Origin of the sequence: Actinoalloteichus fjordicus (assembly GCF_001941625.1) — a bacterium.
Lineage (GTDB): Bacteria > Actinomycetota > Actinomycetes > Mycobacteriales > Pseudonocardiaceae > Actinoalloteichus_A > Actinoalloteichus_A fjordicus.
The window spans coordinates 5521430-5542015 of sequence record NZ_CP016076.1; the positions used below are offsets into that span (position 1 = coordinate 5521430).

Below are 20586 nucleotides of genomic sequence, written 5' to 3' on the forward strand. Positions count from 1 at the left end.
CGACTCGGGGGCTGCCGAATCGAGCCTGACCGGAGCCCCGTCTCGATCGCCGTCGAGCAGGACGACGAGACCGACTTGACGCCTGCACGCGGATCGGACGCGCCCGGACAGCCGAACCACGCGCCTCGGGCAGCCCTCGGCGACACGGGCAGAGGCCGTGGCCATGCCCGCGACCTGGTCCTTGACAGCCCGGCATCGCAGGCTACGATTAAACAGATACTTAATTAAGGAGTGGGTTCATTGACTGCGAAGGATGCACTGAGCCTGATCTTCGCCGCGCTCGCCGACCCGACGCGTCGGGAGATACTGACGCGCCTGTCCCGCGGGCCTGCGACCGTCGGCGAGGTCGCCGAACCCTTTGCGATGAGCGCACCGGCGATCTCTCAGCACTTGAAAGTGCTCGAGGGTGCCGGGCTCGTCGAACGGACTACGAGTGCTCAGTGGCGCACACTGACGTTTCGCCGCCAACAGCTCGACACGGCGTCGGAATGGGTGGAGCGGCATCGACGCGAATGGGGCGAGCGGTTCACCCTGCTCGATGAGCACCTGGCCGTCATGAAAGAGGAGAAGAACAATGGATAGCACCGGGACCGTTCCCGAGTTCACCATCGTCCGCACCCTGGACGCACCGCGAGAACTGGTATGGCAGGCCTGGGTGGATCCAGCGCACCTCACACACTGGTTCCATCCGAACGGCTTGCACACGCCGCAGGAGTCGATCTCTTTCGACGCGCGCGAGGGCGAGCGTTATCGATACACGATGGTCGATTCCGACAGTGGCGAGGCGCATACCGTCGGCGGTGTGTTCCTCGAAGTCGTGCCTTTCGAACGACTCGTGTTCACGTGGGCACAGCCGGATGACCTCCCCGAGGCGTCGCCGGTGGCGACGGTGACTTTCGCTGCCCAGGATCAGCGCACCGAGATGACCTTTCACCTGCGAGGCATCGCCGGGCACCGAGGCGACGGCGACGTCCACGACGGCTGGGACGAAGCGCTCACCAACCTTGCGGAACACGTGACCGCCCAGCAGGCCGACGCGACGGACGACAGCTGAAACGGAGGACGTCATGGGACGTCTGATCATCGAGCAGATCGTGTCGGCCGACGGTTCCGCGCAGGACGCCGACGGCGGCATGAATCATGTCCCTTCGACCGTGGACGACGGCGGCTGCGACGTCGACCAGCGCGCACGACTGGCCGATGTCGAGGCAGTCGTCCTCGGTGCGAATACCTATCGTCTCTTCTCCGGTCATTGGCCGCAGGTCACCGAAGACCAGGATCTCCTCGCCTCGATTCTCAACACGCGACCGAAACACGTCGTGTCGAACAGTCTCACCGAGGCGCCCTGGGGTGCTTTCGCACCTGCGACGGTGGAAAGAGGCGATGGTGTCGCCACGATCCGAAGGCTGAAGGCCCACTATTCGGGCGAGATCGTGCTGTGGGGCAGTCTCACCCTGGCGGCAGGCCTCTTCGACGCCGGAGAAGTCGACGTCCTCCGCCTGCGAATCGTGCCGACCCTGGCAGGCGGGCGCCGTACCTTCACCACACCCGACCTGGGTGTGCGGCGTCTTGAGCTCGTCGAGTCCCGCGCCTACAGCGGCGGACAGATCGTGGTCAAGTACGCACTACCGCAGTGACCGTCCGGCCCAGTCGGCTCCGCCGGGAGCAGGCTGGGCCGTCACAGCAGGCCGCCGCCGTGTGCGGTCATGGTTCGCCTCCACCGCTCGCGCGTCCGGCCGAGTGGCATGACGCGCTTTCGCTCCTCAACCCTCGCCGGTTCGCGCCCGCCGCATCGTCGCCTCGATTCCGTCGAGCAGGACGGCGAGGCCGACCGCGACACTCGTGCGCGCCTCGCCCTCCAGGTAGGGCTCGTCCCCCGCCTGGGGGCGGGCTGCCGATCCGGACTGCTGCGCCACACGCGCACTCGCGGCCTGGAACCGGGCGACGAAGGGGAAGCGCTCCGCGAAGTCGGGGGCGAACTCGGGCAGCAGCGTCGATCGAGCCTGCCACCACTCCTCGTCGGTCACCCCGGTCGCTGTCGGTGCCTGCCGGGCCTCCGCGATCGTCTTCGCCGCGCCCCGGACGAAGTGGAACAGCGTCGCCACGATGGCCTGCACCTCGCGGGCGCCCAGGCCGGTCGTGGCGAGGATGCGCAGCAGCGTCTCCAGGACGAGGTACTCGTTCGGCCCGAGCACCGGCCGCGCCTGCGACACCTGCAACACCCAGGGATGGCGGACGAAGCACGTGAGGACGTCGTCGACCCACCCGGTGACCGCCGATCGCCAGCCGACCTCCGACGCAGCCGGGCTCGGCCCGACGAACAACCCGGCCAGCACCCGGTCGTACATGAGGTCGATCAGCTCGCTCTTGCTGGGCACGTAGGTGTAGAGCGCCATGGCCGTCCGACCCAGCCGGTTCCCGACCGCGCGCATCGACAGCGCCGTCATCCCCTCCGCGTCGGCGACGACGATCGCCGCGTCCACGATGGCGTCGACACTCAGCGCCGGTCTCGGCCCCGGACCGGTACGCGGCGGCGGCTCGTCGTCGGTCCGCCACAGCAGGGCCATCGAGCGTCGCGCGTCGCCCTGCCCGGCAAAGACCACCACTTGCATCTCCTTACGGCATAAAGTAATCTCGCCCGACATCTCCTTACAGCCTAAAGCTATCAGCCGGGCCCGTGTGAATTCGCTGCGACCAGCAGCGTCAGGCACCCGTTCATCGGGTGGAGCAGCCGAGGCGTCCTCGCCACGACCCACGCCCGGCGGGCCCTGCGGCGCCCGCAGGCTTCCTGCACTGTTTCGCCCTCTCCCGAACCCTCGCTGGAGGCACCACGTGGCAGCACTGCCGATCCGATTCATCCACGTCACCGACGTGCAGCAGATCACCCCGAGGACGGCCCGTGTCACCTTCGGCGGCGACGACCTCGCCGACCTCGCTTATGACGAGCCCGATCAACAGGTGAAGCTCTACTTCCCGAAGCCGGGCCAGACCGTGCCACGACTGCCCGACTCGAGCGCCGAGGGCGACTTCTACCGCTGGTATCAGGAGTTCACCGCGATCCCCGAGGACGAACAGCCCTGGCAGCGCAGCTACACGCTCCGCGCGCACCACCCCGATCGACGGCTCGTCGACGTCGACTTCGTCCTGCACGAGCACGCGGGCCCCGCCACCCGGTGGGCGCAGGCCGCCCGGCCGGGAGACGCCCTGGCCATGTTCGGTCCCTCGGCCGACTTCGCCCGGCCGATCCCGCTGCGCACGGCCGTCGCCGAGGCCGACTTCGTACTGCTGGCGGGCGACGAGACGGCGCTGCCCGCGATCGGATCGCTGCTCGAATCACTCCCCGGCGGCAGCCGCGCCGTCGCGTATCTCGAAGTCGCCGACGCGGCCGAGGAACAGCGGTTCGACACCCTCGGCGAGGTGGCCGTGCACTGGCTGCACCGGGGCGAGGCCCCACCGGGACGCAGCGGGCTGCTGCTCGACGCCGTCCGAGGCGCCGAGCTGCCCAGCGGTCGACTGCTCGCCTGGCTCGCCTGCGAGGCGAGCGAGGTGCGCGCACTACGCAGGCACCTCATCGGTGAGCGCGGGCTGCCGAGGCACTCCGTCGAGTTCACCGGGCACTGGCGGCTCGCCCGCACCCAGGACGACGCCCCGACCGAGGACGACCTCGCCGAGGCACGGGAGCGCCTGGCCGACGCGCAGGCCACGCCGAAGCCCGAATAGCCGACCGCCAAATCTTCGGTGTCGCCGCCGCCGACGATGCGGGCCACGGGACGGCGGAGCCCGTGGCCGAGCGGACTGGAGGGCGAGACCGGGCGGCACGGCGGTCGGCCGCGCCTGCGGTCGGCCGCAGGCCCCCGGCGCGATCGACAAGACCAGGGCCGTCAAAATATATTGACCGTATGGACCTCGACCGGATCACGTCGCTGTTGCGCCAGGCAGGTGAGGACGATCCCATCGAGGCGCTGGCCGCGACGTCGAAGGCCAGGCAGGAGCTGGAACGGCTGGAGGCCGTCGAGGTACGGCGGGCCAGGGTCGCCGGGCGGACGTGGGCGGAGATCGCGGCCGCGCTCGGCGTCAGCAAGCAGGCAGTGCACAAGAAGTATCGGGGCGGGCTCTTCTGAGCTGAGGGAATGAACGTCGCCCGCCGGTCGTCATGACGAGGCGATGGCGACGACTACGACCCGACCCACACCCGACTCCTCCTCGGCTGCGCAGCGTGCGACGAGGACCGAGGGTATGCCGAGAGCCCGCTGCCGGTACACGCACGGAATCAGCGAGGAGTGCTGCTAAAATCTCTTCCCGGCCGCACACAGAGGCGTAACGAGAGCCAAAGAGTAATTTCGATCGTAGTAAGGGATGGACCCGTTGTCAAATTCTTCGCATGGTCCGAACGATGGCTCGCAGTGCGAAGACATCCGTCGCGAACAGGACTACGTGTCGATGCTCTACGGCCGCGTCGACGAACTGCGCAAGGAGACGACCGCCCGTCATGCCGCCGTGCTCGGCCAGGAACACGCGGGGACGCCGCAGGCCTGGCTGGAACGCGACATAGCCGCCGCCATGTACGCCGAGGAGCTGACCCGGCTGCGCGACGTCGAAGAGGGCCTCTACTTCGGCAGGCTGGACCTGGCGAGCGGCGGACGGCGGCACATCGGGAGGCTGGGGCTCTCGGACGACAGCGAGGACCCCTCCGACGGCAACGACTACGAGCCGCTGCTGATGGACTGGCGTGCCCCGGCGGCACGCCCCTTCTACACGGCCACCGCCGCGTCACCGGAGGACGTGCGGATGCGGCGCCACGTCCGGACTCGGGCTCGCAAGGTCCTCACGATCGACGACGAGGTGCTCGATCTCGCCGCCGCGGAGAGCGCCGGGTCGGGCTCCCTCACCGGGGAGGCGGCCCTGCTCGCGGCGATGAGCCGCAGCCGGACCGGCCGGATGACCGACATCGTCGCGACCATCCAGCAGGAGCAGGACCGGATCATCCGCTCGCCCCGCAGCGGCGTCCTGGTCGTCCAGGGCGGGCCGGGCACCGGAAAGACGGCCGTCGCACTGCACCGCACCGCCTATCTGCTTTACACCCACCGTGATCAGCTCGCCAAGCGCGGCACCCTGGTGATCGGGCCGAACCCGACGTTCCTGCGCTACATCAGTCAGGTCCTGCCCTCGCTCGGCGAGACGGGCGTGGTGTTGTCGACCGTCGCAGAGCTGTATCCCGGCATCACCGCGACCCGGCAGGAGTCGGCCGCCGTCGCCGCGCTCAAGGGCGACGCGGCGATGATCAAACTCATGGCCGCCGCCGTGAAGGACCGCCAGACCGTGCCGAGGAAGCCGATCGAGATTCAGGTCGATCGGGAGGCGGTCGTCATCGATCGCGCGATGGTCACTCAGGCCCGAGGCCGGGCCAGACGCTCCCGACGCCCGCACAACGACGCCAAGGAGATCTTCCTCCGCGAGATGTTCTCCGCGATGACGTTGCAGATCGCGGACCGGCTCGGCAGGCACCTGTTGGACCGTGCCGACCTCGACGACATCAAGGAGGAGCTGTCCTCGGACGACGGGGTGCGCGCCACCCTCGACGAGCTGTGGCCCACGCTCACGCCGCAGCGACTACTGCGTGAACTGTTCGGCTCGCCCAAGCGGCTGGCCACGGCGGCCCGACGGCTGTACACCGAGGAGCAGTGCGCGGCGATGCTGCGTGCGGACGGCGACGGCTGGACCGCCGCCGACATCCCGCTGCTCGACGAGGCCGACGAACTGCTCGGCGAGGACTCCAGGACGGCCCGCAAGCAGGAGGAGCAGGCCCGTCGCGCCGAGATCGCCTACGCGCAGGGCGTGCTGGACATCCTCGACATGGAGGAAGACCTCGACCCCGAGCTGCTGCGCGCGGTGGACATCGTCGACGCCGCCCAGCTGGCCTCCCGCCAAGAGGAACGGCGATACGAGACCACGGCCGCGCGGGCCGCCGCCGACCGGACCTGGACCTACGGTCACGTCGTCGTCGACGAGGCGCAGGAGCTGTCGGCGATGGCGTGGCGGGTGCTGATGCGCCGCTGTCCCAGCAAGTCGATGACGCTGGTCGGCGACGTCGCCCAGACCGGCGCCGAGGGCGGTGCCGACTCCTGGTCGCAGGTCCTTGGCCCCTATGTCGCCGAGCGTTGGCGACTGGAGGAGCTGACGGTGAACTACCGGACGCCCACCGAGATCATGGCCGTCGCCGCCGACGTCGCCGCCGCGATCGACCCCGACCTCCGCGCACCGCAGTCGGTCCGGGACACCGGAGTCCCGCCGTGGTCGCTCCGAGTACCGCCGGGCACGGCGCCCCAGGCACTCACCAGGCTGGTGGCCGACGAGGTCGACGAGGTCGACGACGGGCGGATCGCCGTGCTCGTCCCGGCGGCACACCTTAACGAGCTCACGGCCGCACTCGCGGACGAGCCGTCGGCGGTGTCGACTCCGGGAGCGTCCGGCGATCTGACGGCGCAGACCACGGTGCTCACGGTCGAACAGGCCAAGGGCCTCGAGTTCGACTCGGTCCTGGTCGTCGAACCGCAGGCGATCCTCGACGAGTCGCCGCGCGGCCTCAACGACCTCTATGTCGCCATCACCAGGACGACCCGACGGCTCGGCGTCCTGCACACCGGCGACCTGCCCGCCGTGCTGTCCGGCCTGCACACCCGGGTCGACTCGGACAGTGCCGTGTGAGGGAGGACCGTGGTGCGGCGGCGCTCGTCTGAGGCGGAGCGGCACCACGTCGGCTCGGCCGCAGGACGGTGTCGCGGCGAACGGATCCCGCTCGCGGTCCGCCCGGGCCGACACGATCAACGGCGATGGGCGACCAGGTCTCCCTCCGCTGCGCTTAGAGGCCGAGACGGCGCCTGATCCAGTCGATGACTCCCCGTTTCGCCGCCGCGGGCGGCGGCTCGATCGAGCCGCCAGGCTGAGGTTGCGACGCATGCCAAGGAGGGCTCGTGTCGGCTGACGCGGACGACACCGGTCGGCCCGGTACCTCGAGGGACAGCTCACCCGCGCGTCGTCGGTAGACACCGCTCTGCGCGGCGGGCGGCGCAGGCGAGGCGGCGGTCGACGGCACGTCTGCGGCGGCGCCGCTGCTCTGCGGAGCGACCGTCTCCGACGACACTGGATTGGAGCGGGCCGGTCGAGGCGAGGTCCTGGCGCCCGGGGCGGCCTCGGACCGCCGGGAGCCCGGCGACGCGGATGCCGCCGGGGTCGGCGACGCGGCGACCCTCGGTGCGTTCTTCGCGACGCCACTCGACCCGTAGAGCCTGCTCAGCCGCTCGTCGCTGTCGTCGCCGGGCCTCCTGCTGGGTGCACTGCTCGACGAGGTGCCCGGCGCCGAGGCAGCGGACGTGGGAACAGCGGGGGCGGGTGGTCTCGCAGCAGCCGACGGTGCACGAACCGCCTGCCCTTCGGCCGCGACCGCCGGGGCGGTCCGGTCGGGAACCTCGGCGGGAGGTGCCGCGGTGATGGACGGCCCTGCCGCCGGCGGCAGGCGGCCGGGAGCCGCGGAACCGGTATCTCCTGCCGCCCTCAACTCGGCGAGCCGTGCATCGGTCAGGACGTGCAGCGTTTTGGCCGTCGGCAACTGGATCTGTGGCGTCATGGCCGGACGCCCCTTCCCCCGGTAAAGCTGGATCACTCCGGTGATCGAGACCCAGCTCCCCACGAGTCCGGCCAGGTCCTCGCCGTACATCCGACGCAGTCCGTCGCCGGTCGGACCAAAGCAGATGATCGCGAAGCCAGCATGCTGCCATCGCCCAAGATTGACGATGGTGAAGGTCGGGGACATCCACTTGAAGTCCTTGACGCGCCCGAAGACGGTGATCTCCTCGCCCTGGCGACGACGAAGTTCCGCAGCGTTCGCAGCAGGCAGGACATGTGGCCCGCTGCGGGGCTCGTACCGAACGGGGACTGCAGATCGATGCACGACATCGACGCTGTGCAGCACGGCAGGGGCGTCGGCGAAGGCTGTCTCACAGGCCGTCATCAGACGGCGGGTGTCGGCGGCAGTCTCCCGGATGTCGAGCAGCCTCGCGAACAGCGACGACTGTCTGGGGCTGGTGAAGTCCACAGCGGAGAAGATCAGATTCTCACCGGTGTTGAACTCGTCCCACAGTTCCGGATGCCACCGCAACGCCAGCAGTGAGAGATCCACGACGGCGGCGGCGAAGACGTCGAGGGACTCGTCGAAATGCTCGGCTCGCCCAGGGTGCTGGTAATTGCGGTGACCTAGTTCAGGCGAGCCGAACGTCCGCAGCGAAGGCAGATACATCCCGTCGTAATCAACCAGCCGCACCTCACCTCGATCGCCGACCAGGATGTTGCCGTGTTGCAGGTCGCCGTGCGCAACCCCGCGTCGCCGCAGCGCCCGCACCACCTCCGCCAATCGCTGCCGAACCGCCTCGATCGCAGTGGGATCACGGAGGTTGTCCTCAAGCCAGAAGTGCAGTGGACTGCCGGTAACCCAGGGCATCCGCACGATCGGGAAGGTCTCTCCGCCGATCCGCATGCCCCGAGCCAGGTACTCCACACTGACCAGGAAGTCCGCCTCGCTCGCCCCGGCGACGAATCCCGCGATCTGTTCATAGCGTTCTCGCAGGTGCTGCTTATGCTTGTGGAAGCAGCGGACCGCGTAGCGCTGCGCCCCCGAGGTGATGTCGAAGGTGACGGCGAAGCCGCCCGTGGCCGCAGTCGGGCCCTGCTGCGGATTCAACCTCGCGCGCCCCCGCCTCAGCGTTGGATCGAGGAAGGAGGTCGCGGGATTCTGGACGGCCTCGGAGTAGTCGAGCAAACTGGGCAGGTTCATGTCCTGATCACGCACGCGGTAGTGTCGTCGTTGGCGAGACCCTCGTCTCGATAACCCGCGATGATCGCAGCAAAGGCCTGTTGATCTCCCGTCCAGTCGGCCTTGGCGAAGCGGGGCAGTCTGATCTTCGGACCGCTCCGTTCCAGCCGCCGCATCAGGAATGCCGCCAACGCATCGGTCACCAGCAAAAACCGGTCGCCCGTGCGGTACTCACCGCGCTGGTCGATTGATCGGGGCCCGCCGTCGGTGCGCACCAGGCTCGGGAACCGGGTGAACTCCGCCGCCGAGGCAACGGGCCCGAACCTGACGACTCGGTTATTCCGCAGATGGAGGTAGCAGGCATCGCCGACGGCAATCACCTGGTAGCCACCGTCGCGGAGGCTCAGGCCGACGAACGCCGCTGCACTGCCCTGCCGGAGCTTCTCCTGCGCGACCCAGGACGTGGCTTGCGCAGCGGTCTCCGTTTCCCACCTCTTCCGAAGCAGCGGCAGCACGTTCGTCGCAGACGGGTCCGTCCCATCCGAGAGAAACGACTCGACGAGGATGCGCGCCCAGACCTCGGATCGGGCGGCCGTGGATGCCCCGTCCGCGACGGCAAAGCGGCCCGCTGCCTCGTCGTAGCCCACCTGATCCTCGTTCTCCGACTCCTCCCTGCCGTTCTTGGGCACAGAGTAGGAGAACGCTCGATGCACCGACTTCATCGAGATCAGCCCGCTGCCGACGTGCCGTCGGTGAGTTCCCGCAGTCCGGTCGGCGTCGCCGCCCGCGTGCCGATGTCCAAGAACTCCGTGACGACGGCCGCTTGCGCGTTGTATAGAAATCCTCGTGACTCTGGAGCGATCGAGTATCCGAAGCTTGCAGCAGCGTCCTTCATGCCTGCGGGCAGGACGCTGGACATGTCGAAGAGCTTCACGGCGTACCGATCAGGCAGCCCGGCAGCAGAGTCAGGAAACAGAACCTGGTGGTTCGACAGAGCAGAGATGTGCACGTTGAACAGCAGCACGGGGCCGTCATCCGTCATCACCGTCCGCAACCGTGCTGCGGCCTCAGCGGGGTCGCCGTCTGTGCTCACCCCATCGGTGAGATTAATGACGATCGGCGGAAGGCTCGCCGGATGGGCAGCACACCACTGAGTCACGACGGATTCCGCAGCTGCCAGTGCCGCGACCATGGGAGTGGCGCCGTTGGTCTCCGGATCGATCCAGACAGGACTCGAGATCGTCTGCTCGACAACACCGCCAGCCCCGTCTGGAATCTTCTTCAGGATCTGGTCAATGCGCCGTGGGTTGTTCGCCACCTCGCTGATCGGCAGCAGTGGACGATCGAAGTCCGCACCGTGCAACAGGGAGTCGACGGTTCCGCCATATCCGATGACGCCGACGTCGAAGTAGTCGTGGAACCTGTCGTCCCCCTTGCTGCACAACAGCGAGGCGGAGCCGAGAACCCGGTTGACGATCAGCGCCAGGTATTCGGCCTTCGACCCCCCGACGTCCGGCCAGGTCTCACCCATTGAGTACGACTGGTCGATGAGCAGCAGAAGGCAGGCCGGATGCTTCCGGCTGATCTCGGCGGTGTACATCAACGTCCCCTGTCTCCTGGGCCCCGCACCAGTAGGCGCGGGTAGCGAACTCGCACCGCGAACGCACTCCCCCGAACGCGAACACGATTTCCGATGTGACGGACGTCTCGACGCTATCAAGTCGATGCTCCTCGACCTTCCAGAGGGCGCAGTTGAAACCCGAGAAGGCGCGAGATCGTCGAAGACAAGCTGCAACCCAGCCGTCCTCCCGCATCTCCCTGGTTCCGAACAAACGAATCGCACTCCGCAGGTAACATCTGGCCTCCGCAGATCGTCACCTCGGAGGAAGTGCATGACCAGGCCGCCCGACGTCCGCCCGATCACCGAGGCGGATCTGCCTCGTGCGGTGGAGACCCTCGGCGCCGCCTTCCGCGACTACCCGTACCTGCGACATGTCGTCGACGCCAGGGACCACCTGCGCCGGGTGACACGCTTTCAGGAGCTGTTCCTGGTCGAGCTCGGAATGCCGCACGGCCGGGTGTGGGTGGCCGATGGCGGGGATGCGGTGGCGGCATGGACCGTCCCGGACGCACCCGATGCAGGCGAGGTCCTCGCCGGGCTCGGCCCGGAGCTCGCCGAGCTGGCAGGCGAGCGCGCGACTGCCGCGTCGTCGGCCGAGGCCGCCCTGGCCCCGCATCGGCCGACGGAGCCGGTGTGGTTCCTCGGCACCGTGGGGGTTCATCCCGACCGGCAGGGCCGAGGACTGGGGAGGGCGGTGCTCCGGCCGGGGATCGACGCTGCCGAGGCCGCAGGCGTCACCGCCTTCCTGGAGACCTCCACGGAGCGCAACGTGGCCTTCTACCAACAACTCGGCTTCGTCGTCACGGCCGACGTCGAGCTGCCCGACGGCGGCCCCCGCACCTGGTGCATGACACGCAGGCCGACCGGCTGACTCGACAGCTCTGCTCTCTCCGGGCCCGTCGACGACGCAGCGTGAGCCGGCGGCCCGCGCGGCAGCCCGATCTCGGCGTCCGACGCGACTCGGTCGCGCCTACGGCAGCAGGCCGGTCGCCGGGGCCCGGCCGAACCGGGCGTCGTCCTACCGGTGTCGCAGCCCAGGCCTGCGGCGTCGAGGCGATTTCTCGGGCCTTCGATCGCCGCCCGGCCACGACTGTGGACCGATCTTTTCGGCGGCTGCCTCGGATCATGCCGAACCGGCGGTTCGGCTGCGCAGGCAATGGGCACCCTGCCATCGGCGAGAACGATCACAGGCGAATCTCGGTAGTTCGATGGAACGTCGAGCAGTTTCCCGGCAGACGTCTCGTCGGACACCGCCGCACCATCGGGAACGACGACCGCCGTTCCTGCTGCGCCGAATGGCCGATCGCATTGCGCCGTCGGCAGCATCGACGTCCGGACGCCTGCCGATCCCGCTCATCAGCCGCGCCGCCGATCGACCGACGTGACCCAGGCCATCGACCACGATGTCACCGGCAATCTCTGCTGCGCAGATCACGGCCTGATCAGGAACACCCGAGGACCGATTCCGGGATCGAGGGCTGTTCGACGCCGGAATCCTCGGCCGCGCGCATTGCCGAACGAAGATCGGGTGCTTTAGGGTCGGCGCGAAGTCGCCATTCTCGGCCTCCTCGGAAATACCGAAACCCGGCGACGGCTGGCGCAGGAATTCCGTGCAGCGCGGACCAGGGGCGTCGGGCAGGCTCGTCGCCCGGCCGCGACATCACCGACGCGGTGTCGCCGACGGGCCGCAGGAGAGGACGATCATGATCAAATCCGTGAGCCTGCGACGTGGAGCGCTGCGCTCCCTGCTCGCCGTCGCCGTCGTCGGACTCGTCCCGTTGGGCACCGCACAGGCGGGCACCGCCACGACGCCCGGCGCCGCGCTCCCCGCAGGACACGAGAACGGCACGGCCCAGACTCCCGTGTTGTTCGACGACTTCGACTACACCTCCCACACCGACTCGCGGCTGGGCCAACGCGGCTGGACGGTCCGCTCCTACGGCGGCGGGCCCGGCATGGGCGGCGACACCTGGGCGCCGGAGAACGTCGGCTTCACCGACGGCGAGGGCGGCCGCGTCCTGCGGCTGTCGGCCACCACCGACGGCACCCAGGCGGGCACCGCACAGGCGGAGATCCTGCACCAGCGCAAGTTCCACCACGGCACCTACGCGGCCAGGGTGCGGTTCTCCGACACGCCGGTGGCCGGTCCGGACGGTGACGAGCTGGTCCAGGCCTTCTTCACGATCACACCGCTGCGCTTTCCGTACGACCCCGAATACGGGGAACTCGACTTCGAGTACCTGCCCAACGGCGGCTGGGGGCAGTCCGGCTCGGCACTGTTCCTCACCAGCTGGGAGACCTACGACCCGGCGGGTGGTTCGCTCAACGAGTCGACCGCGGTCCCCGGCAGCGAGGCGGGCTGGCACGACCTCGTCGTACAGGCCGACGGGACGAGCCTGCGGTACTACCTCGACGGTCGACTGGTGGCCGAGCACAACGGTGCCGTGTATCCGGACACTCCGATGGCGATCCACTTCAACCAGTGGTTCATCGAGACCGGTCTCCTCGACAGCTCCGAGTCCCGTACCTGGGAGCAGCAGGTCGACTGGGTGTATCACGCGAAGGACGAGATCGTGAGCCCCGACCAGGTCCTCGCCGAGGTCGCTGGCTACCGGAGTTCCGGTGTCGACCACGTGGACACCGTCCCCGCAGGCTGATCGACACCGCGTCACCGGGACCCGATCAGCGGAGCAGGCACGCGCTCTCATCCACTGGACGACACGACGACTGTCGGACTCGCCACAGGAGTGATTCGCAGTCAACCGACTACTGTCAGTGGGGATATCTCGATCTGGCCAGGCGAGGAGGCACGAGTGTGCGTTCCCCGAACAGGGGGGCCGTGGCGTCGTCCGCGCAGTCGAGTCCTGGACCCCGGTCTGGACAGATCTGGAGGACCCACTCGGAGCTGACGACGGCGATCGATCCGCTGGGGCGAGCAAAGGAGAGGTCATGAGCGTGTCGACATCCGAGCCGCTGACCGAGACAGACCTGCGGTCGCTGTTCTGCAGGCCTCCCGATGCGGCCGAGCTGATCGGCGTCGAGATCGAGACCGCCGTCGTCGACCCGGCCACGGGCCGGGCGGTCCCCTATCTCGGCGAGTACGGCATGGAACGTCTCCTGGAGGTCCTGCTCGCCGAGATCGGCGGCGAGCCGATTCGCGATCGAGGCCACCTCACCGGATTCACCCAGCCCTCGGGCCTCTCGATCACCCTGGAGCACGGCGGAGCGCTGGAGTACTCCTCGGCTCCTGGCAGTGATCTGGCAGCCGTGGTCGGGCGGATGCGCGAGTCGCTGACCTGGGTCTCCGAGGTCGCCGCACAGCTCGGCATGGCGGTCATGCCGGGCGGCAATCTGCCGTTCGACCTCGTCCACCAGATCAGGAGAGTGCCCAAGACCAGGGGCGATCGGATGGCCGAGTACTTCGACTCGCTCGGCGAGGTCGGCAGGTGGGGCCCGACGGTGATGACCATGACGCTGTCCACCCAGGTGACGCTGGACTATCTCGACGAGGACGACCTGCGGGAGAAGATCCGGATGCAGGTGGCGGCGTCCCCGGTCGTCGCGGCGATGTTCGTGAACTCGCCGATCGAGGGCGGGGCGCCCACCGGCGTGCTGTCGCGTCGGGGGCAGTGCTGGCAGAAGACCGATCCGACCCGCTGCGGCGTGCTGACGCCCGCCCTCCGGGACGACATGCGGGTTCAGGACTTCGTCGACTGGGCGGCGGCCCTGCCGATGATGTACCACCGGGTCACCGACGACGACTACCAGCGGGGCTCCGACCGGCCGTTCCGGGAGCTGCTCGTGGCCGGGTTCGCCGATGGAACGCTGCCCGACCTCGCGGACTGGCAGGCCCACCTGTCACAGATCTGGACCGACGTGCGCCTGCGCGAGACCCTGGAGATGCGCGCGGCCGACGGCCCTGCCTGGCCGAACTCCCCGGCGATCCCCGCGCTGTGGACCGGACTGAGCTACCACCGTCCCTCCAGAGACGCCGCCTGGAGCCTGTTGAAGGCCTATCGGCCCGCCGATCTGCGCGCAGCGTCCGAAGACCTGATCAAGCACGGCCTGTCGGCGCGCATCGCGGGCGACTCGGTCCGCGAACTCGGCGCGGAGCTGCTCCGGCTGGCCTCGGACGGTCTGGCGGCGCGGGTGCGCGCCGGGCTGGAACGCCCCGAGGTGGTGGCCTATCTCGATCCGCTCGTCGAGGTGATCGAGAGCGGCCGGACCTTCGCGGAGGAGACCTTGGCCCGCTGGGAGGGCGATCTCGCGGGCGACCCGGCCCGCTATGTCGCCGCCCATCGAATCTGAGCACTCGTCTCGCCTACTGTGGCGCAGGGCAGGCCCGACTGAGGTGGGCCTGCACTGCCCCCGGACACCGGCGTCCCCGGTCTCCGGCGAACCCGTCGGCGTCGTAGGCGGATGGGAACCGACGGGCATCGCCGTTCCCACCGGAGTCCCGCGTGCCACTAGGTTCCAGGAGCGAGATGCCTCGACATGGGTGCGGCGGCGATGTCGCCAGGTTACTGAGGAGATGAACCGTGACAGAGCCAGAGACCGTCGCAAGAACGGCGTCCGCAGGCCTGGTCGAGGTGCAGGTGGGCGCCGTGGCCGCCCAGGTGCCGATCCTGCGGACCGTGGCGGCGGACATCGCGATGCGCGAAGACCTGGAGCTCGACGCGATCGACGACCTGCGGATGGCGGTTGACGAGGCCTGCTCGCTGCTCGTCTCGATCGCCACACCCGAGGCTCGGCTGACCTGCGTCTTCCTGCCGAGTGAGCAGGAGATCACCATCACCGCGGAGGTTCGGTCCCGCCGGGACCGGGCCGACTTCAAGGAGGCGATGGGTTGGCAGGTGCTGTCGGCGCTGACGGACGAGGTGACCGATCACGTCGAGGAGGCGGGCGAGGATGATCTCGTTCGGATCGAGCTGGTCCGCCGTAGAGGCGAGCAGGCGAACCGATGACGACGCAGCAGACCGAACCGACCGCAGGCACGGACGAGCCGGCCAACGAGGAGCTGTTCGCCAGGCTGGCCGCGCTCGACCAAGACGACGACCGACGCAAGGCGGTCCGGGACGAACTCGTCAGCAGGCACCTTCGGCTCGCCACGAACCTCGCACGCAAGTTCGATCGTCGCGGCGAACCGCTGGACGACCTCGTGCAGGTCGCGACGGTGGGCCTCATCAACGCCGTCGACCGTTTCGACGCGGATCGGGGTGCCGCCTTCCTGCCCTTCGCGGTGCCCACGATCATGGGCGAGCTGCGCCGTCACTTCCGTGATTCGAGCTGGTCGGTCCGGGTGCCCCGCAGGCTCAAGGAGTTGAGCGCCTCCGTGATCGGGGCCCGCAACGAGCTGACCCAGTCGCTCGGCCGCACGCCGAAGCCGAGCGAGCTCGCCGAACACCTCGGCATTTCCCGCGAGGAGGTCTTCGAGGCACTCGTCGCCAGTGGCGGACGGCAGGGCTCCTCGCTGGACCGACTCTTGGAGGACTCGCCGAATGCGCCGTTAGGCTCGGCCGACCCGGAGATGGACGAGGTGGACAACCGCAGGCTGCTGCATCCGCTGCTGGCCAAGCTCCCCGAACGTGACCGCAAGATCGTCGTGCTGCGCTTCTTCGGCGGCATGAGTCAGGCCGACATCGCCCGGCGCGTCGGCGTCTCACAGATGCAGGTCTCGCGACTGCTGGCGAGCATCCTCAGCAGGCTGCGCGCGGGCATCGGCGACGTCGAGGGCGGCGGCGAATGACTTACCGCCGATCGTCCTCGTCCCCCACCAAGTGCCGATCGTCCTCGTCCCCCACCAAGTTCAGAGCGCCATCCGCAGTTCTCGGCGACGGCTCTTAAGGAGTTCCCGACGTTCGCCCTCTCCCATCGCTCCCCAGACCCCATAGGCCTCCTGGCTGGTCAGGGCGTACTCGCGGCACTGGGTGAGCACCGGGCAGGACCGGCAGATCGCCTTCGCCCGGCTCTCCCGCTTCTCCCTGGCATGGCCGCGTTCGGACTCGGGATGGAAGAACAGCCTGCTGTTGGCACCTCTGCAGGCGCCGTCGAGCTGCCAGTCCCAGTGCTCCGTCACCGGCGTGGGCAGACGTCCGGTCTCAGCCATGATGACTCCCGAGGTAGTTACAGCAGGACGCGCCGACGGGTCCGTGCGCAGGGCAGGACGTGATCTCGTCGTTCGCCGCCCTGGGCGACACGCCGTCGGCAGCGGTGAGGTACCCGACCCGCCGGGGGTGAAACGGCGGCCTGAGAGTGATCTACTCCACGTCGTCCGGGGCACATGCATCGTGATATGCAGGCTGCGTGGTAGGCGAGATGGCGGATGGTAGTTCTTTGTCGCAGGACAACTATCATGCGTGCACGACCGTTCTCCGCGGGCTCACCGTGACATGCCAGGCTCGCCACCAGGCATGACGATCCAGGCAAGGAAGGGATTGTGATGTTGCGCATCACCGCCGAAGGACACCCCTCGACACGACTCAGCGTCGCGGGCGAGGTGGACCTGAGCACCGCGCCGGAGTTGGAGCAGGAACTCGGCACGGCGATCACCGCCACGGACGCCGAGGAGGTGACCGTCGACGTCGCCGAGGTCTCGTTCATGGACTCGGCAGGCCTGCGAGTCCTGGTGGGAGGCCTCCGACAGGCCGAGGAGCACGGCGTTCGCCTGACCGTGGTGAACCCGCAGTCTCAGCTGCGCAAGATCATCGAGATCACCGGACTGGCCGAGGTCCTGGGTCTCGGTGCGTCGTCGTCAGGAGGGCGGGCAGCCGGAACGACCGGCACCCAGTCCTGATCGTCTCCTGATTGATTCGCGAAACGGCTGGGTAAACCAACCGGCGTGAGCCACCATGACGAGGCGGAGTGGAGACCAGCGAGCGCGATGCGCGGCTGGTCTCCCGCAATGCCGACGGTCGGCCGGCTCGGATGCGTCGATGAGGCAGCCGAAGGACGGATGATCCTCGACGGCGCAACGACCGGAGGCGGACACGGTTTCAGCGGTGGCGAGGCCGACGCACACGGCGCACGAGTGCTCCTGATCGAGCACTCGTCGTCGCGGCAGAGCGGCACCGGCCGCACGACGGCGAGGGTGGGCAGGCATCGGACGATGGAGACGCGTGCACTGATCAGAATGGAGACGCCGGGCGGGGTCGCCGCCGCAGGCGAGGCACGCCACACCGTGGGCACGGCGCTGGGCCGATGGGGGCTGGAGGGGGAACTGGTGGACGACGTCCTGCTGGCCACCTCGGAACTCGTCACCAACGCCGTGGAGCACGGTGCGGCACCGATCCGCCTGGAGGTCGAGCGCAGTACGACGCGGATAACGCTCCGCGTCCATGACCGAAGTCTCGATTCACCGCAGATCTCCTGGTCGGACCCGCTGGGCGAGCGCAGTCGAGGTCTGCTCATCGTCGCCGCCATCAGCTCCGACTGGGGTTTCCAGACCGACGGCGCAGGCAAGTGCGTCTGGGCCGAGTTCCAGATACCAGCACAGGCACGCCGCACGCCCGACGCCTAGGCGGCGGTCCGCATGATCGAATGACGCGCCCTTCGTCGAGGTCGGGCGGGCGCGACGGATCGACGGCGACGGCGACGGCGACGGCGACGGCAGCCGCGCACGACGAGGTCGCCGACGTTCTGGCGGGGCACGGCGGGCGAGCGGCGACGACCGGCACGGACACCGCGAGGGACGAGGACGGCCTGCTGCCGAGGCAAGGTCGTCCGACCGCCCGGACCGTTGCGGGACGTCGCCTCCTTCACACGTCGATCCGCCCGCCGCGACGACAGGCGCCGTGCTTCCACGCACCCACCGACGCCGACGCGATCCCGCCGGAACTCCGATGCGACCGCCCGCGCTCCGCCGCGCACGGGACCGACTCGGCTTCCTTGACCACTTCGGACGAACTCCGAGCGACCGGCTCAGACCCGCCCGATCAGCTCGGCCGCACCCGCCCCGATCAGCCTCCGTCCGGCGCCGTCCGACCGCCCGCCGACGTCGACGTCGGCCCGTGCCAGTCCAGGCACACCACCACCGCGTCGTCGTCGAGATCGGTGTGCTCGCGGAAGACGGCGAGGTCGGACAGGACCGCTCGGACCGACTCGCCCGCAGGCAGGCCGCGCGAGGATCGGACGATGCGGGACAACGACGTCTCCCCGTACGTGCGGGTGCCGTTGGACGAGTCGTAGACGCCGTCGCTGACCACGAACAGTCGGTCGCCCGGCAGCAGCAGCTCCTCCTGGGTCTCGTAGGAGGTCCCGTCGAACATGCCGAGCGGAAGCTGCTCCTCCAACTCGACACGCCGCACGTGATCACCCCGGATGATCCACAGCCGAGGCGATCCCGCGTCGACGATGGTCATCCGCCCGGTGGCCAGCTCGACCTGGATCAGCAGGGCCGCCAGGTGTCGATCGCCGCCGTGCTGGCCCCAGACCGCCTGATCGGCGAGGGCGGCCTGCTCGGTCAGGGGCAGGCCCGACCTCCTGCTGTTCCGCAGCGCGCTGATGCCGACGTTGGTCAGCAGCGCGGCGTCGAGTCCCTCGCCGAGGCCGTTGGTGACGGCGATGCTCAGCAGCCCCGGATCGGCGCTCCAGTCGAAATTGTCGCCGCGCACCGCGTAGGCCGGTTCGAGCTGACCCGCGATGGTGAACTCCGGGCACTCCAGGCCCCAGGAGCGCACCAGCTCCCACTGCATCTCGGCGGCCAGGGTCAGGCGCCGGTCCCGGCGAGCCCGCGCAGGCTGATCAGTGGAGGTCTCGACGATGGCGACGGCGTGCGCCACGGCGTCGGCCACCTCCGCCAGCCTGTCCAGCACCGTGGGAGTGATCTCCTCCTCGACGCGTCCCGAGAGCACCCCGAGCCGATTCCCGCGCGTGGACAACGGAACGTGCACCAGGCCTGCCGCCGCGTCGGCGATCACCGGCCGCTGATCGCGGAAGGCGGCACCGTCGAGTGAGCCGGTGACGGGGACGGCGACGGCGTCGTGGCCGCCGAGCGGCAGCAGCTGTTCGACGCGGTAATCGGCAAGGCGCACGGTGGCGTCGAGGAATCCCGCGTGCAGCGCCAGCAGTCCGGGCAGCGCTCGAAAGAGATCATGCACCGGATGTCTGCGGAGCGCCTGCTCCAGCAGGGCGATAGCAGGCCATGCCGTCATCGTTCCTCCTCAGGCGGGGGAGGACCGCCGACTCGACGGTACCCATGGCGAGGCTTTCGGTACCGAATCACCGGCTATGTCACAGTGGGGTATGGCAGCCGAGCGACAGCCTCCCGGCTCGCCCTCCGAGGGGGCGTACCCGGTGGAGACCCGCGCGACGGATGTCGCGGCCGAGTCGCTCACCCTGTTGTTGGGCAGGGCGGGCGACACGGTCCGCCCGAAGGTGTCCCCCGCTCAGCTCCGCGCCCTCCAGGTCGTGGAGTGGCACCACTCGATCAACCTGACCGGCCTTGCCGAGGTCCTCGGCGCGATGCCCTCCTCCGCAAGCAGACTCTGTGATCGACTGGAGGCGGCCGGACTGCTGGAACGACGCTCCGGAGCCCTCGATCGACGCGAGATCGAACTGGTGCTGAGCCCGGACGGCGTCCGGCTGCTGTCCCGACTGCGCGAGACCCGCCGGGCCGATCTCGGTGCGGTGCTGTCGACGATGAGCCGTCAGGGCCGGACCGCCCTGCTGCGCGGACTGCACGAGTTCGCCGCCGCGTTCGACCGCCGGGAGTCGGCAGAGGGTCGGCGAGACGGATCGATCGAGCCGCCGCCCGACGGTGGGGGTCGGTACCCGGAGCACACCCGGAACTCGGAGACCACCCAGGACTCGGGGACCACCCAGGACTCGGAGACCGCCCGGCCGTCGAGGCGCCCGGACGGCGGGTCGGAAGCCTCCGACCCGCAGGCTCCGAAGGCGGGGGCGGCCGATCGGCGGGAGCGCCTCGACCGTGATCGCGGGCTGGTCGAGCAGTGGGATCGGGGATCGAGCGGTCCGCGAGGCCGTCGCCGCCAGGACGGGCCCGGTCCGCCTCGGGACGGGTCGATCGGGGCGCGCCCCGACGCCGCGCGGCCGGACACCGAGCAGTCGGCGTGAGACGTCATCGCGCAGCAGGCCCGGCCGATCGACCGCACGGTGGCCACGGCTGATCGTCGAGGCGTCCGGACCGGTAGGCGTGGTGTGG

20 protein-coding genes are annotated in these 20586 nt (G+C 69.2%); 14 read left to right on the forward strand and 6 right to left on the reverse strand.

What is annotated here, in order from left to right; translation table 11 throughout:
- Positions 1-240: 240 nt before the first annotated feature.
- The 3 genes from UA74_RS23460 to UA74_RS23470 are packed head-to-tail and all read left to right on the forward strand — an operon-like array spanning position 241 to position 1637.
- Positions 241-582, forward strand: a complete 342-nt coding sequence (locus UA74_RS23460; RefSeq protein WP_075742189.1) for an ArsR/SmtB family transcription factor — start codon at positions 241-243, stop codon at positions 580-582.
- Positions 575-1054, forward strand: a complete 480-nt coding sequence (locus UA74_RS23465) for an SRPBCC family protein (RefSeq protein ID WP_075742190.1) — start codon at positions 575-577, stop codon at positions 1052-1054. Before UA74_RS23460 ends, UA74_RS23465 begins: the two co-directional genes overlap by 8 nt.
- Positions 1055-1067: 13 nt before the next feature.
- Positions 1068-1637: a dihydrofolate reductase family protein gene (locus tag UA74_RS23470; protein ID WP_075742191.1), complete on the forward strand. Its 570-nt coding sequence runs from the start codon at positions 1068-1070 to the stop codon at positions 1635-1637.
- A 126-nt stretch (positions 1638-1763) separates the two neighbouring features.
- Here the strand turns inward: UA74_RS23470 and UA74_RS23475 are convergent, their stop codons facing one another.
- Complete coding sequence (locus UA74_RS23475) at positions 1764-2606, reverse strand: TetR/AcrR family transcriptional regulator (RefSeq protein ID WP_075742192.1); 843 nt, start codon at positions 2604-2606, stop codon at positions 1764-1766.
- 226 nt (positions 2607-2832) lie between these two features.
- Here UA74_RS23475 and UA74_RS23480 point away from each other — a divergent pair, with 226 nt between their 5' ends.
- From UA74_RS23480 to UA74_RS23490, 3 genes are all read left to right on the forward strand, one after another.
- Positions 2833-3720 carry a siderophore-interacting protein gene (locus UA74_RS23480; RefSeq protein ID WP_075742193.1) on the forward strand — a complete coding sequence of 296 codons (888 nt, stop codon included), beginning with the start codon at positions 2833-2835 and terminating at the stop codon, positions 3718-3720.
- Positions 3721-3899: 179 nt separating this feature from the next.
- Complete coding sequence (locus UA74_RS23485) at positions 3900-4121, forward strand: hypothetical protein (RefSeq protein ID WP_075742194.1); 222 nt, start codon at positions 3900-3902, stop codon at positions 4119-4121.
- Between the two features lie 319 nt (positions 4122-4440).
- The gene (locus tag UA74_RS23490; protein ID WP_232237386.1) at positions 4441-6705 is read left to right on the forward strand and encodes a HelD family protein; all 2265 of its coding nucleotides are present in this window, start codon (positions 4441-4443) and stop codon (positions 6703-6705) included.
- 154 nt (positions 6706-6859) lie between these two features.
- Here the strand turns inward: UA74_RS23490 and UA74_RS23495 are convergent, their stop codons facing one another.
- The 3 genes from UA74_RS23495 to UA74_RS23505 are packed head-to-tail and all read right to left on the reverse strand — an operon-like array spanning position 6860 to position 10406.
- A complete protein-coding gene (locus UA74_RS23495) occupies positions 6860-8827 on the reverse strand; it encodes a protein kinase family protein (protein WP_075742196.1) in 1968 nt (655 codons plus the stop codon).
- Entirely contained in the window at positions 8824-9528 is a 705-nt protein-coding gene (locus tag UA74_RS23500; protein WP_075742197.1) for a protein phosphatase 2C domain-containing protein, read from the reverse strand. Before UA74_RS23500 ends, UA74_RS23495 begins: the two co-directional genes overlap by 4 nt.
- A 5-nt stretch (positions 9529-9533) precedes the next feature.
- The gene (locus UA74_RS23505; protein ID WP_075742198.1) at positions 9534-10406 is read right to left on the reverse strand and encodes a vWA domain-containing protein; all 873 of its coding nucleotides are present in this window, start codon (positions 10404-10406) and stop codon (positions 9534-9536) included.
- Positions 10407-10698: 292 nt separating this feature from the next.
- Here UA74_RS23505 and UA74_RS23510 point away from each other — a divergent pair, with 292 nt between their 5' ends.
- The 5 genes from UA74_RS23510 (at position 10699) to UA74_RS23530 (ending at position 16173) form a co-directional block, all read left to right on the forward strand.
- Positions 10699-11298, forward strand: a complete 600-nt coding sequence (locus UA74_RS23510) for a GNAT family N-acetyltransferase (RefSeq protein ID WP_075742199.1) — start codon at positions 10699-10701, stop codon at positions 11296-11298.
- Between the two features lie 832 nt (positions 11299-12130).
- A complete protein-coding gene (locus UA74_RS23515) occupies positions 12131-13084 on the forward strand; it encodes a glycoside hydrolase family 16 protein (RefSeq protein ID WP_075742200.1) in 954 nt (317 codons plus the stop codon).
- 292 nt (positions 13085-13376) lie between these two features.
- Positions 13377-14735 carry a glutamate-cysteine ligase family protein gene (locus tag UA74_RS23520; protein WP_075742201.1) on the forward strand — a complete coding sequence of 453 codons (1359 nt, stop codon included), beginning with the start codon at positions 13377-13379 and terminating at the stop codon, positions 14733-14735.
- Between the two features lie 230 nt (positions 14736-14965).
- Positions 14966-15391 (forward strand): ATP-binding protein, encoded by a 426-nt coding sequence (locus UA74_RS23525; RefSeq protein ID WP_075742202.1) that lies wholly within the window; start codon positions 14966-14968, stop codon positions 15389-15391.
- Positions 15388-16173 carry a SigB/SigF/SigG family RNA polymerase sigma factor gene (locus tag UA74_RS23530; RefSeq protein WP_075742203.1) on the forward strand — a complete coding sequence of 262 codons (786 nt, stop codon included), beginning with the start codon at positions 15388-15390 and terminating at the stop codon, positions 16171-16173. The genes UA74_RS23525 and UA74_RS23530 overlap by 4 nt, the downstream gene beginning before the upstream one ends.
- Positions 16174-16233: 60 nt before the next feature.
- Here the strand turns inward: UA74_RS23530 and UA74_RS23535 are convergent, their stop codons facing one another.
- Complete coding sequence (locus tag UA74_RS23535) at positions 16234-16533, reverse strand: WhiB family transcriptional regulator (protein ID WP_075742204.1); 300 nt, start codon at positions 16531-16533, stop codon at positions 16234-16236.
- Between the two features lie 333 nt (positions 16534-16866).
- Between UA74_RS23535 and UA74_RS23540 the strand changes: the two genes are divergently transcribed.
- Positions 16867-17220: an STAS domain-containing protein gene (locus UA74_RS23540; protein WP_075742205.1), complete on the forward strand. Its 354-nt coding sequence runs from the start codon at positions 16867-16869 to the stop codon at positions 17218-17220.
- Between the two features lie 159 nt (positions 17221-17379).
- Entirely contained in the window at positions 17380-17943 is a 564-nt protein-coding gene (locus UA74_RS32380; RefSeq protein WP_198042842.1) for an ATP-binding protein, read from the forward strand.
- Between the two features lie 439 nt (positions 17944-18382).
- Here UA74_RS32380 and UA74_RS23550 read toward each other — a convergent pair whose 3' ends face one another.
- A complete protein-coding gene (locus UA74_RS23550) occupies positions 18383-19576 on the reverse strand; it encodes a PP2C family protein-serine/threonine phosphatase (RefSeq protein ID WP_075742206.1) in 1194 nt (397 codons plus the stop codon).
- 91 nt (positions 19577-19667) lie between these two features.
- On the opposite strand from UA74_RS23550, the gene UA74_RS33100 reads away from it, so the two are divergent.
- The gene (locus UA74_RS33100; protein WP_075742207.1) at positions 19668-20498 is read left to right on the forward strand and encodes a MarR family winged helix-turn-helix transcriptional regulator; all 831 of its coding nucleotides are present in this window, start codon (positions 19668-19670) and stop codon (positions 20496-20498) included.
- Positions 20499-20586 lie beyond the last annotated feature (88 nt).